This is a genomic window from Stenotrophomonas sp. 14P6.2.3 (assembly GCF_057799055.1).
Window position 1 is genome coordinate 324390 of record NZ_JBYOLA010000001.1, and the last position, 12085, is coordinate 336474.

A 12085-nucleotide genomic window follows, 5' to 3' on the forward strand; every position below is an offset into this window, starting at 1 on the left:
ATGTGGAACCCCAACCTGCCCCCGGTCAGCATCGATGATGCGCCTGATCGCCTCGGCGCCGGCAACCCCGAGCTGCAGGCGATGGTCGCCGAAGCCGCTTCCGGAGGCACCGCGCTGATGCTGATGCATGTGGACATCGATCACTTCGCCTCGGTCAATGAAAACATGAGCGCGGAGGTCGGTGACCAGGCCCTGGTGCTGGTCGCCCAGCGCCTGCAGTCCTACCTGCGCGGACGCGGCAAGCTGTGGCGGCATGGCAGCGACGAGTTCCTGATCGCCGTGCCGCGCACCGCCGATCTGCCACTGGCCGAGGATTTCGCCGAAGAGATCCGCCAGCAGATGGAGCTGCCCCTTTCGGTACTGCCCTATACGCTGTTCATGACCGGCAAGCTGGGCGTGAGCCTGTGCCCGGAGCATGCCAGCAGCGCCTCGCGCCTGCTGGACCATGCCGAGGACGCGCTGTACCAGGCCGCCCGCGAAGGTGGCAATGCGGTGCGCATCCATGCGGTGGACACGCCGCCGAGCGCGCACAGCGAGAGCATCATCGCGCGGCAGATTGTCGATGCGATTCCCAACGGCGAACTGAAGCTGCGCTACCAGCCGCTGGTCAGCGCCCGCGATGGCCACGTGGTGGGCATGGAGGCGCTGCTGCGCTGGCAGTCGCCCACCCTGGGCATGCTGGTGCCGGAGCGGTTCATGCGTACTGCCGAGCGCCTGGGCATCATCGTGCAGATCGGCACATGGGTGCTGGAAGGTGCCTTGAAGCAGGCCCGGCTGTGGCGCGACCAGGGCTTCGATGACTTCACCATCGCAGTGAATGTATCCACCCTGCAGCTGCTGCGGCCGAACTTCTTTGCCGAAGTGATGGGCGTGATCCAGGCGTCGGGCGTGCCGGCGCAGATGCTGACGCTGGAGATCAACGAAAGCGCGCTGACCAACAACGTCAACTTCGTCCACGAAACGCTGGCCAACCTGCGCAACGAAGGCATCAGCCTGAGCCTGGACAACTTCGGCACCGGCGATTCGAGCCTGAGTGCACTGGTGCGCTACCCGGTGGACAAGCTGAAGATCGACCGCAGCTTCATCAAGAGCGCGCCGGCCGGCAATCGTGAAGCGGCGATCGCCCGCGCGATCATCGCGATGGGCCACCAGCTGGGCATGACGGTGATCGCCAACGGCGTTGAATCGCAGGCGCAGCTGGGCTTCCTGCGCCGCAACGACTGCGACGTGTTCCAGGGCTACCTGTTCGGCGAGCCGATGTCGGCCGACGCCGCCGGCATGACCCTGCGCCGCCGTTACCTGCGACCGGAGGCGTTTGCCGAAACCCGGCCGGACCGCACCCTGCTGCTGCTGGACGACGAGGAGAACGTGCTGCGCTCGCTGGTGCGCCTGTTCCGCCGCGATGGGTACCGCATCCTGGCGGCAGGCAACGTGCGCGATGCGTTCGATCTGCTGGCGATCAACGACGTGCAGGTGATCCTGTCCGACCAGCGCATGAGCGACATGAGCGGCACCGAGTTTTTGGGCCGGGTGAAGATGCTGTACCCGGACACGATCCGTCTGGTGTTGTCCGGCTATACCGACCTGAACACGGTGACCGATGCGATCAACCGCGGTGCGATCTACCGGTTCCTGACCAAGCCGTGGAACGACGACGAGCTGCGCAAGCACATCCACCAGGCGTTCCGTACGTACGAGGAACAGCGGCGCAGCAACGGTGGACCGGTTGCCGCCGAGGCGGCTGATGGTGGCGAGGATCGGTCACCGCTGCGCTGAACCTGCACACGGGGTAGTGCCGGCCCCTGGCCGGCAGCTGCGGGGTAGCCGGTTTCATCGGGTTGCCGGCTAGCGGCCGGCACTACCAGAGGCCTTTACCGCGGCTGCTTGATCGGCAGCACAAGGCGGAAGCGCGAGCCGACGCCCGGCGTGCTGTCCAGATCGATGCGGCCGTGGTGCTTGTTGATGATGCTGTAGGAGATCGACAGGCCCAGGCCGGTACCACTGCCCACCGGCTTGGTGGTGAAGAACGGATCGAAGATGCGCTGGCGCAGTTCCGGCGAGATGCCGCCGCCAGTGTCTTCAAATTCCACCCACACCGTGTCGCCGTCCACGCCGGTACGCACGGTGATCGTGCCGCGCTCGGCGATGGCGTGACCGGCGTTGAGCAGCAGGTTCATGTAGACCTGGTTCAACTCCGACGGCAGGCATTCCACCAGCGGCAGCTGGCCGAACTCGCGCACCAGGTGCACCTTGTACTTGAGCTCGTTCCAGATGATGTTGATGGTCGATTCAAGGCCGGAATGCAGGTCGACCAGCTTCCACGACTCGTCGCGACCGGAATAGGAGAAGTCCTTCAGGTCGCGCACGATGCGGGTGACCCGCTCGATGCCTTCGCGTGATTCGGCCATCAGCTGCGGCAGGTCGCGGCTGATGAAATCGATGTCCAGGCGGTCACGGATATCGTCGATTTCCGGAATCAACGCCTTCGGGTCCGGCGCACGCAGAGCACGTTCGTAGGCCTCGATCACCGTGAACAGGCTGCGCAGGTATTCCTGCAGGCTGCCCAGGTTGGAATGCACGTAGCCGATCGGGTTGTTGATCTCGTGCGCCACGCCGGCGGCAAGCTGGCCGATGGAGGCCATCTTCTCCGACTGCAACAGTTTTTCCTGGGTGCCGTTCAAGCGCAGGTACGCCTGGCGCAGTTCGGCATGGCGCTGCTGCAGTTCGCGCTCGTAGTCTTCCTGGCCTTCGATATGGCGGAACAACGCCAGGTAGTGCCCCGAACCGGGCTCGCCATGGAAGTACAGATGGGCGATGACCACGCCCTCGCCCAGCGGCAGGCTGCCATTCCAGTGACCGTGCTGGCGCGCATGTTCGAGGGCATCCGGCGGCAGCAGTTCACGCAGGCGCTGCGGCGGCGGCAAGGCGCCTTCGTCGCTGCCCAGCAGGCTCTGTGCGGCCGGGTTGGCCAAGGCCACCTGTCCATCTTCGGTGAACAGCAGCAAGCCTTCGCGCAGGCGCTCAAGCAGGGCCTGCAGCACCGGTTGCGGCGGAAGGGGGGCGGTAACCAGAACGTTGGCAGCAGACACGGCGGCTCGGGGCGATCAAACAGGCGCCCAATATACGCGTTCATGCGGCGGCCGACAGCCGCCATCGGACGGTCAGCCGACCGCCGGCCTGTCAGGCGACGGCGAGTGGCCGCCGCGCGGTGACGGTGTGCGACTGGCCCTTGGCATCGTATGCCGAGGACTCTTCGGTGCGGCCCATCTGGCGCAGTGCCCAGTTGACCTCGCGCCGGCGCCGCGACAGCAGCACGCCGTTGGCGCGGTTGCGCTCGGCCAGTTCCTGCAGTTGCTCGCCCTCGCCCACCGGTGGCGCGCCTTCCAGCGCACGCAGCGCTTCCAGCTTCGCACCGGTGGCACGGATCAGGGCGTGCACGTCGTGCTCGACCAGGGCCTGGCGTTCAACGTCCAGGGCCTGGGCAAGGCGCTGCAGCGGCTCGCTCATCGCCGCGGTCATCCTTGCAGCTGCTGGTCCAGTTCAAGCATGCGCGAAGCGATCGCGTCCGGATTGATCTTGTAGGTGCCGTTCTGCAGCGATTCGCGCACCGCTGCAACACGCTGGGCGTCGATCGCCGGGGCGGTGCTCAGCTCACGCTCGATGGCCTGCAGGTTGGTGGCTTCGCCGGTCAGGCGCAGGCTGTCGGCCGCCTCGACCGGACGTGCCGCCGAATCGGTGCTCCCGCCGGGCTTGGCGGCCGGGGTGGTCACGCTGCGCAGTGCCTGGGGGACCTGCAGGTTGCCGTCGATTTTCTGGCTCATGGGGTGTCCTGGAGTTGCCGTACACAAGGGATAACGGCCGCAGGGCCGCGATCTTTAGGGGAATTCTGCATTATTTCAACGCGCCACGATTACGTCACCGGCCGCGTCCACCGTGCCCTGCACGATACGGCGCGAGGACAGGTTTTCCACTGAGACGCGCTCGTTCTGCCCGGCATCGCCCAGTGCGCGCCCGGCGATGCGGACCTCGACCGAACCACGCCGCGATACCAGTGCCACATTGTCTCCACGCTTGATGAGACGCTGTGCAACCAGATCATTGCTCGACAACAGGGTTCCCGCCGGCAACGGCCGACGGGCGATGCGGCCGATCGCTGCGGCAGGATCGGCCAGCACTGCGCCGGCAATCCGTGCCGCGTCACGCTGGGCAGTACTGATATCGGCGGCGGCAATGGATTCTCCAGTGCCAATGCCACGGGTCAGCACCAGCACGGTCTGGTTGCGGCGCACCTTCACCGGCACGAACAGGCGCCAGCCGCCGGCATCGGGGCAACTCACCTCCACCGTGGTGTTGGCCGTGGGCTGCACCTGCAATGCGCCGCCACATTTTGGAAGGCGCAGCGCATCGGCGACGACGGCCTCACCTTCGGTGCCGGCGGCCAGGGTCGACAGTGCCGCGGCACGGATGCTGGCCACCGGCTGCCAGTCGGCCGCAGTTGCCCACGGCGCGGCCACGGCCAGTGCAATGGCAAGGAAAGAAGCAATGCGGCGCATGACGCCTCCTGTCGGTAAGACCTGGCCCAGACGCGTGCAAGCTGCGTGCCACAGCCAGCGCACGGAAATCCCTGCGTGCCCGGCCCTGTACACAGGCCCTCAAGTTCCGCCCTGCCCGCGCCGATACAGCAGCCATGTCCCATGACCTGCTCAACCGGATCGACCAGCGAACCCGACTGGCCGGCCACAATCGCCTGGCGCTGCTGCTGTTCCGCCTCGGCGGACGTCAGCTTTTTGGCGTCAACGTCTTCAAGGTGCAGGAAGTGCTGCGCCGCCCGGAGCTGTTCCAGGTGCCCGGCCTGCCCGGCCAGTTTGCCGGCGTGGCCGATGTGCGCGGCCGTTCGGTGCCGGTGCTGGATCTGGGCCTGGCCATCGGCCACCCCGAGCGCGAGCCGGATGCGGACACCGCGCCCGGCTACCTGGTGGTGACCGAGTTCAACCGCTCGATCCAGGGCTTCCTGGTCAGCGGCGTAGAGCGCATCGTCAACATCGCGGTGGAAGACATCCACCCGCCACCGGAACTGGGTGCTGAATCCAGCTACCTGACAGCGGTGACCCGCTTCCAGGGCGAGCTGATCCAGGTGATCGACGTGGAAAGCGTGCTGGCCGACATCGCCCAGGTCCGCGGTGAAGCGGTGCTCGACCCGGCCATGGCGATGCCTGCCGATGCCCCGCAGCTGCAGGTGCTGGTGGTGGATGATTCGCGGGTGGCGCGCCAGCAGATCCGCAGTGTGCTGGACCAGCTGGGCGTGGGCGCAACCCTGCTCTCGGATGGCAAGCAGGCGCTGGACCACCTGCTGCAGATCCATGCCTCGGGTGAGAATCCGGCCGATCGCTACGCCATGGTGATCTCGGACATCGAGATGCCGGCGATGGACGGCTACACGCTGACGACGGAAATCCGGCGCCACGCCGGCCTGTCCGGGCTGTACGTGCTGCTGCATACCTCCCTGTCGGGCGTATTCAACAATGCGATGGTCGAGCGCGTGGGTGCCAATGCCTTCGTCGCCAAGTATTCGCCGCACGAGCTGGCCGACTTCGTGCTGGACCGCCTGCGCAAGGTGGCGATGGCGGCGTAAGGCCGCCCGTGGGGTCGGACCCCCGAAGGGGCTCCGACCCCATACATCGCAATGCGTGACCCTCGGGGTCAGAGCCCCTGCGGGGATCTGACCCCACGCCTTTGGCACACCGCTTGCAGCTTCCCGGGCAATGTTCCCGTGGGAGTGCACCGTGCGCAACCTGATTACCGACTACCTGGGCGTCCATGCCCAGGCAATGCCGTTGCGCGAACAGCGCATGAAGCTGATCGCCAGCAACCTCGGCAATGCCGACACCCCCGGCTACAAGGCCCAGGACCTGGACTTCGATTCGGCCCTGCGCCATGCCCAGGGGCTGGATGCCAACGGCCTGATGACCACCACCAACGAGCAGCACTACGAAATCAGTAGTGGCCTCAATCCGTTCCAGGTGGCCCGCGAGGGTGTGCAGCCCAGCATCGACGGCAACACCGTCGACCCCGATGCCGAGCGCGCCGCCTATGGCCGCGCTGCACTGGAATACCGCGCCTCGCTGAGCTTCGTCGAAAGCAAGGTGCGTTCCATGCTCACCGCGATCACGGGGCAATAAGCCATGAGCAACCTGCCGATCTTCGATATCGCCGGCTCCGCACTGCAGGCGCAGTCGGTGCGCATGAGCACCATCGCCTCCAACCTGTCCAACGCTGACAGCATCGCCGGCTCCGCCGACGCGGTGTACAAGCCGCTGGAACCGATCTTCCAGGCGGTCACCAGCAAGACCGACCCGAACATCACCTCGGTGCAGGTGAAGGAAATCACCCAGAGCAACGCGGCGCCGATCAAGCGCTACGAACCGGGCCATCCGCTGGCCGACGGCGATGGCTACATCTACCAGCCCGACGTCGATCCGGTGGCGCAGATGGTCAACCTGATCTCCACCTCGCGCAATTACCAGGCCGGCGTGGAGATGTTGACCACCGCCAAGGAACTGGCCCTGGCCACCCTGACCATGGGCCGCTGAGGCCCACTGCACCGGACACCGTCATGACCACTGCCGTCAACAACCAGAGCAACCAGGACGTCTACACCGCCCTGGGCCTGAACGCCCCCAACAGCAACGCCACCAAGAAAAAGAACACGCTGGACCAGGCCGACTTCCTGCGCCTGATGACCGAACAGCTGCAGCACCAGGATCCGCTGAAGCCGATGGACAACACGCAGATGGTCTCGCAGATGGCGCAGATGTCGACCGTGCAGGGCATCACCGATCTGAACAAGTCGGTGAAGGGCTTCCAGGAGTCGATGGCCAGCGACCAGGTGCTGCGTGGCGCCGCGCTGGTCGGCCACCAGGTGCTGGTGCCGTCGGAAAAGCTGGTGCTGGAGAAGGAAGGCTCGGTGGAAGGCACGGTTGCCGCACCGGCCGCCGGCATCGTCACCGTGGACGTCACCGACGCCAATGGCGCCAAGGTCACCTCGATCAGCGTGGAAGCCAAGGCAGCCGGCGAGACCGCGTTCACCTGGGACGGCAAGGATGCCAACGGCAAGCGCATGGAGCCGGGCAAGTACAACATCGTCGCCAACCACGTCGACACCACCGGCAAGAGCACCAAGCTTTCAACCTTCGTGCAGGCACCGGTGGAAAGCGTGACCGTCGGTTCCGACGGCCTCTACCTGAATCTCAAGGGCCTGGGCACGGCCCCTCTCGACTACGTGCTCCGCGTCAGCTGAGCCGCACCCACCGCATCCAACAGGAGCATCCCATGGGCTTCAACATTTCCCTGTCCGGCATCAACGCTGCCAACTCGGACCTGAGCGTCACCGCCAACAACGTGGCCAACGTCAACACCACCGGCTTCAAGCAGTCGCGCGCGGAATTCGCCGACCTGTTCGCCGCCACCAGCTACGGCCTGTCCAAGAACGCGATCGGTTCGGGCGTGCGCGTGTCCAACGTGGCCCAGCAGTTCATCCAGGGCAACAACGAGCAGACCGGCCGCAGCCTGGACATGGCCATTTCCGGTGAGGGCTTCTTCACCATGAACATGAACGGTGCACGCGTCTACTCGCGCGCCGGCAACTTCCAGACCGACGCCGCCGGCTACGTGGTAAACCCGCAGGGCGCACGCCTGCAGGTGCTGGCACCGAACGCCGACGGCACCAACTTCGATGCTGGCCGCCTGGTCGATCTGCAGCTGCTGACCACCGACAGCCCGCCCAAGCAGACCAGTGAAGTCAAGGTCGGCTTCACCCTGCCGGGCAATGCCAAGCAGCCGACGGTGACCACTTTCGACCCCACCAATTCCAACAGCTACAGCCACTCCAGCGGCGGCATCACCGTGTATGACTCGCTGGGCGTCAGCCACACCCAGGTGTCCTACTTCGTCAAGGAAGCGGCCACCAACGCGTGGACGGTGCACAACTACGTCGATGGCCAGCCGGCCGGCGCGCCGACCCCGCTGACCTTCGACAACGCTGGCAAGCTGACCGCACCGGCCAACGGCAGGATCAGCCTGGGCACCTTCACCCCGACCACCGGCGCTGGCGTGCTGAACATGACGCTGGATGTGAGCGGCTCGACCCAGTACGGCGAGAAATTCGCCCTGCGCAACACCCAGCAGGATGGCTACGCGGCCGGCAAGCTCAACGAGATCACCGTTTCGGAAACCGGCGTGGTGTTCGCCCGCTATTCCAACGGCGACGACAAGCCGCTGGGCCAGGTGGCGCTGACCAGCTTCAACAATCCGCAGGGCCTGGAACAGAAGGGCAACAACCTGTGGGTGGAGACCTTCGATTCGGGCACGCCGCGCACCGGCGCCGCCGACACCTCCAACCTCGGCAAGATCCAGGCCGGCTCGCTGGAATCCTCCACCGTCGACCTGACCGAACAGCTGGTCAACATGATCACCGCGCAGCGCAACTTCCAGGCCAACGCGCAGATGATCACGACCCAGGACCAGATCACCCAGACCGTCATCAACATCCGTTGATGACCTGCTGACCCTGTCACGGAACTCCCCGCATGGATAAAGCCCTTTACGTGGCGATGACCGGTGCCCGCGCCTCCCTGCAGGCGCAGGGAACGCTCAGCCACAACCTCGCCAACTCGGACACCCCCGGCTTCAAGGAAGCGCTGGCCAATACCGAAGCCTTCCCGATCCGTGGCCCGGGCTTTGCCTCGCGGGTGGATGCGCTGCACGTCGATGCGGGCTTCAACCGCACGGCCGGCGCGCAGCACATCACCGGCAAGCCACTGGACCTGTCGTTGCAGACCGGCACCTGGCTGGCCGTGCAGTCCACTGATGGCAGCGAGGCGTACACCCGTGGCGCCGCGCTGTCGGTGACCCCGAACGGCCAGCTGGTGACCTCCAGCGGCCGTCCGGTGCTGGACGACAACAACAACCCGATCGCAATTCCGCCCTACCAGGCGATGGAGATCGGCAACGACGGCACGATCTCGATCATCCCGCAGGGCGAAGGCCCGCAGACGATGGCGATGATCGGCCGGATCAAGGTGGTGCAGGCGCCGGATGAGCGCCTCGAACGCGGCCTGGATGGCCTGTTCCGCAATACCGATCCGCTGCAGCCGTTCGCCCAGGCGCAGGGCACGGCGGTGCACAGCGGCCAGCTGGAAGGCAGCAACGTCGATGCCGCCGGCGCGCTGGTACAGATGATCCAGCTGCAGCGCCAGTACGAAATGCAGGTACAGGTGATCAAGCACGGCGATGACAACGCGCGCAGCGCCAACAGCCTGTTGCGCCTGGGCAGCTGACGGAATTCCGGCACCGGCAGACGCCGGTACTGGCACGCCGCTTGCACTCCCTACCCCATGGGCCGCATCGCGCGGCCGGCTTCACCCAGACAGGACTCCGAAGATGAACCAGGCATTGTGGATCGCTAAAACCGGACTGGATGCGCAGCAGATGCGCATGTCGGTGGTTTCCAACAACCTCGCCAACACCAACACCACCGGCTTCAAGCAGGACCGCGCCAGCTTCGAGGACCTGCTGTACCAGCAGGTGCGCCAGCCCGGCGGTTCGTCTTCGGCACAGACCCAGCTGCCCACCGGCCTGCAGATCGGCACCGGCGTGCGCGTGGTGGCCACCGCCAAGAACTTCGAGCAGGGCAGCCAGCAGCAGACCGGCCGCGCGCTTGACGTGATGGTCAACGGCCGCGGCTTCTTCGAAGTGCAGATGCCCGACGGCAGCTCGGCCTACACGCGCGACGGCTCGTTCAAGATCAACCAGGACAGCGAGCTGGTCACCAACAGCGGCTACCCGGTGCAGCCGGGCATCCAGATTCCCGAAGGCGCACAGTCGGTGACCATCGGTACCGACGGCACCATCAGCGTGAAGATGGCCGACGGCGCGGCATCGGTGGAGGTGGGTGCGCTGACCCTGACCGACTTCGTCAATCCGGCGGGTCTGCAGGCACGTGGTGAAAACCTGTTCCTGGAAACCACCGCATCGGGCCCGGCACAGAACGGCAACCCCGGCCTGAACGGCCTGGGCACCGTGGTGCAGGGCGCGCTGGAAGGCAGCAACGTCAACGTGGTGGAAGAGCTGGTGTCGATGATCGAAACCCAGCGCGCCTACGAAATGAACGCCAAGGCGATTTCGACCACCGACTCGATGCTCGGCTACCTCAGCAACAAGCTCTGACCGCCCTCACCGGGAAACTGCCATGTCGCCCCTTTCTTCCTTCGCCCGTACTGCCCTCGCCTGCGCCGTGGCTGCCCTGCTCGGTGGCTGCGTGATCGCTGGCGACGTGCGCCCCTATCCGACGATGGCGCCGTTGCAGCCGATCATGCCGCCGCAGGCCGAACCGACTGCCGGCGCGATCTACGCCGCCGGCCCGACCCTGCAGCTGTATTCGGACCGCCGTGCGCGCGATGTCGGCGACCTGCTGACCATCACCCTGCTGGAAAACACCACCGCGCAGACCAGCGCCAACACCGCCACCAACAAGGAATCGAACCTGAGCCTCGGCACGCCGTCGATTCTCGGTGCACCGGTCACCCTGGGCGGCAAGGACATACTGAGTGCAACGGCCAAGGGCGCGCGCGATTTCACCGGCAAGGGCAACAGCGCGCAGAGCAACCGCCTGCAGGGCAACGTGACCGTGACGGTGGTGCAGCGCCTGCCCAACGGCAACCTGGTGGTGCAGGGGCAGAAGAACCTGCGCCTGAACCAGGGCGACGAACTGGTGCAGGTACAGGGCATCGTGCGCCCCGGCGACATCAGCGCGGACAACACCGTGCCCTCCAGCCGCGTGGCTGAAGCGCGCATCGTCTATGGCGGCCGCGGCCCTGTCGCGCAGTCCAACGCGATGGGCTGGTTGAGCCGCTTCTTCAACTCCGGCCTGACGCCGTTCTGAGTATGGCCATGAAACTCTTCTTCTCTTCTACGTGGCAGCGACGCATGGCGTCGCTCTACGGATCATTCTTCCTCCTTCTGGCAATCGCTGCGCCCGCCAGCGCCGAGCGCATCAAGGACCTGGCCCAGGTGGGTGGCGTGCGTGGCAATGCGCTGGTGGGTTACGGCCTGGTGGTCGGCCTGGATGGCAGCGGTGACCGCACCAGCCAGGCGCCCTTTACCGTGCAGAGCCTGAAGAACCTGCTGGGTGAGCTGGGCGTCAACGTGCCGGCCAACGTCAACCCTCAGTTGAAGAACGTGGCAGCCGTGGCGATCCATGCCGAGCTGCCGCCGTTCGCCAAGCCCGGCCAGCCGATCGACATCACTGTTTCCTCCATCGGCAACGCCGTGTCGCTGCGTGGTGGCTCGCTGCTGATGGCGCCGTTGCGCGGTGCCGATGGCCAGGTCTATGCGATTGCCCAGGGCAACCTGATCGTCGGCGGCTTTGGCGCGCAGGGCAAGGACGGTTCGCGCGTCTCGGTGAACGTGCCCAGCGTCGGCCGCATTCCCAACGGTGCGACCGTTGAGCGCGCCCTGCCCGATGTGTTCGGTGCCAGCGGCGAGATCACCCTGAACCTGCACAACAGCGACTTCACCACCATCTCGCGGATGGTGGGTGCACTCAACAATGCCTTTGGCGAGGGCTCGGCCCGCGCGGTGGACGGTGGCACGGTTGCTGTGCGTGCGCCGACCGATGCCGGTGCGCGCATCGGCCTGCTGGCCCGCATTGAAAACCTGGAACTGACCCCTGGCGCTGCGCCGGCCAAGGTGGTGGTCAACTCGCGTACCGGCACCGTGGTCATCGGCCAGCAGGTACGGGTCGGCCCGGCCGCGATCTCGCATGGTTCGTTGACGGTGACCATCCAGGAAAACACCAACGTCAGCCAGCCCAACGCCTTTGCCGGTGGCCAGACCGTGGCCACGCCGCAGTCGACCATCACTGCCACCAACGATGGCAGCCGCATGTTCAAGTTCAATGGCGGCACCACCCTGGACGAGATCGTGCATGCGGTGAATGCCGTTGGCGCGGCACCGGGTGACCTGATCGCGATCCTGGAAGCACTGAAGCAGGCCGGCGCCCTGAGCGCCGAGCTCGAGGTGATCTGAC

At 65.9% G+C, this 12085-nt stretch carries 14 protein-coding genes; 10 read left to right on the forward strand and 4 right to left on the reverse strand.

The annotated features are described in order from the left end of the window. Window positions 1–1776 (forward strand): EAL domain-containing protein, encoded by a 1776-nt coding sequence (locus tag AC27VL_RS01390; protein ID WP_488765374.1) that lies wholly within the window; start codon window positions 1–3, stop codon window positions 1774–1776. A 95-nt stretch (window positions 1777–1871) separates the two neighbouring features. On the opposite strand, the gene AC27VL_RS01395 is transcribed toward AC27VL_RS01390, so the two are convergent. From AC27VL_RS01395 to flgA, 4 genes are all read right to left on the reverse strand, one after another. Further along, window positions 1872–3089: an ATP-binding protein gene (locus tag AC27VL_RS01395; RefSeq protein ID WP_099818410.1), complete on the reverse strand. Its 1218-nt coding sequence runs from the start codon at window positions 3087–3089 to the stop codon at window positions 1872–1874. Between the two features lie 91 nt (window positions 3090–3180). Beyond that, window positions 3181–3519, reverse strand: a complete 339-nt coding sequence (locus tag AC27VL_RS01400) for a flagella protein (protein WP_025879114.1) — start codon at window positions 3517–3519, stop codon at window positions 3181–3183. Further along, window positions 3516–3821 carry a flagellar biosynthesis anti-sigma factor FlgM gene (gene flgM, locus AC27VL_RS01405; protein WP_488765375.1) on the reverse strand — a complete coding sequence of 102 codons (306 nt, stop codon included), beginning with the start codon at window positions 3819–3821 and terminating at the stop codon, window positions 3516–3518. The genes AC27VL_RS01400 and flgM overlap by 4 nt, the downstream gene beginning before the upstream one ends. Before the next feature lie 75 nt (window positions 3822–3896). After that, window positions 3897–4553 carry a flagellar basal body P-ring formation chaperone FlgA gene (gene flgA, locus AC27VL_RS01410; RefSeq protein ID WP_191078046.1) on the reverse strand — a complete coding sequence of 219 codons (657 nt, stop codon included), beginning with the start codon at window positions 4551–4553 and terminating at the stop codon, window positions 3897–3899. 134 nt (window positions 4554–4687) lie between these two features. Between flgA and AC27VL_RS01415 the strand changes: the two genes are divergently transcribed. From AC27VL_RS01415 to AC27VL_RS01455, 9 genes are all read left to right on the forward strand, one after another. Then, window positions 4688–5632, forward strand: coding sequence for a chemotaxis protein (locus AC27VL_RS01415; RefSeq protein ID WP_089241055.1), 945 nt, complete (start codon window positions 4688–4690; stop codon window positions 5630–5632). Between the two features lie 151 nt (window positions 5633–5783). Next, window positions 5784–6179: a flagellar basal body rod protein FlgB gene (gene flgB, locus AC27VL_RS01420; protein WP_089241053.1), complete on the forward strand. Its 396-nt coding sequence runs from the start codon at window positions 5784–5786 to the stop codon at window positions 6177–6179. A gap of 3 nt (window positions 6180–6182) precedes the next feature. Beyond that, window positions 6183–6590, forward strand: coding sequence for a flagellar basal body rod protein FlgC (gene flgC / locus AC27VL_RS01425; protein WP_025879109.1), 408 nt, complete (start codon window positions 6183–6185; stop codon window positions 6588–6590). Between the two features lie 23 nt (window positions 6591–6613). Further along, entirely contained in the window at window positions 6614–7297 is a 684-nt protein-coding gene (locus tag AC27VL_RS01430) for a flagellar hook assembly protein FlgD (RefSeq protein WP_100552488.1), read from the forward strand. A gap of 32 nt (window positions 7298–7329) precedes the next feature. After that, window positions 7330–8553, forward strand: a complete 1224-nt coding sequence (flgE, locus tag AC27VL_RS01435; protein WP_100552487.1) for a flagellar hook protein FlgE — start codon at window positions 7330–7332, stop codon at window positions 8551–8553. Window positions 8554–8585: 32 nt separating this feature from the next. Continuing rightward, the gene (locus AC27VL_RS01440) at window positions 8586–9335 is read left to right on the forward strand and encodes a flagellar basal body rod protein FlgF (RefSeq protein ID WP_099818408.1); all 750 of its coding nucleotides are present in this window, start codon (window positions 8586–8588) and stop codon (window positions 9333–9335) included. Between the two features lie 103 nt (window positions 9336–9438). Continuing rightward, window positions 9439–10224 carry a flagellar basal-body rod protein FlgG gene (flgG, locus tag AC27VL_RS01445; RefSeq protein ID WP_025879105.1) on the forward strand — a complete coding sequence of 262 codons (786 nt, stop codon included), beginning with the start codon at window positions 9439–9441 and terminating at the stop codon, window positions 10222–10224. A gap of 22 nt (window positions 10225–10246) precedes the next feature. Then, window positions 10247–10939 carry a flagellar basal body L-ring protein FlgH gene (gene flgH, locus AC27VL_RS01450; RefSeq protein WP_025879104.1) on the forward strand — a complete coding sequence of 231 codons (693 nt, stop codon included), beginning with the start codon at window positions 10247–10249 and terminating at the stop codon, window positions 10937–10939. A 2-nt stretch (window positions 10940–10941) separates the two neighbouring features. Next, on the forward strand, window positions 10942–12084 hold the full coding sequence (locus tag AC27VL_RS01455; RefSeq protein ID WP_100552486.1) for a flagellar basal body P-ring protein FlgI: 1143 nt from the start codon (window positions 10942–10944) through the stop codon (window positions 12082–12084). Window position 12085 lies beyond the last annotated feature (1 nt).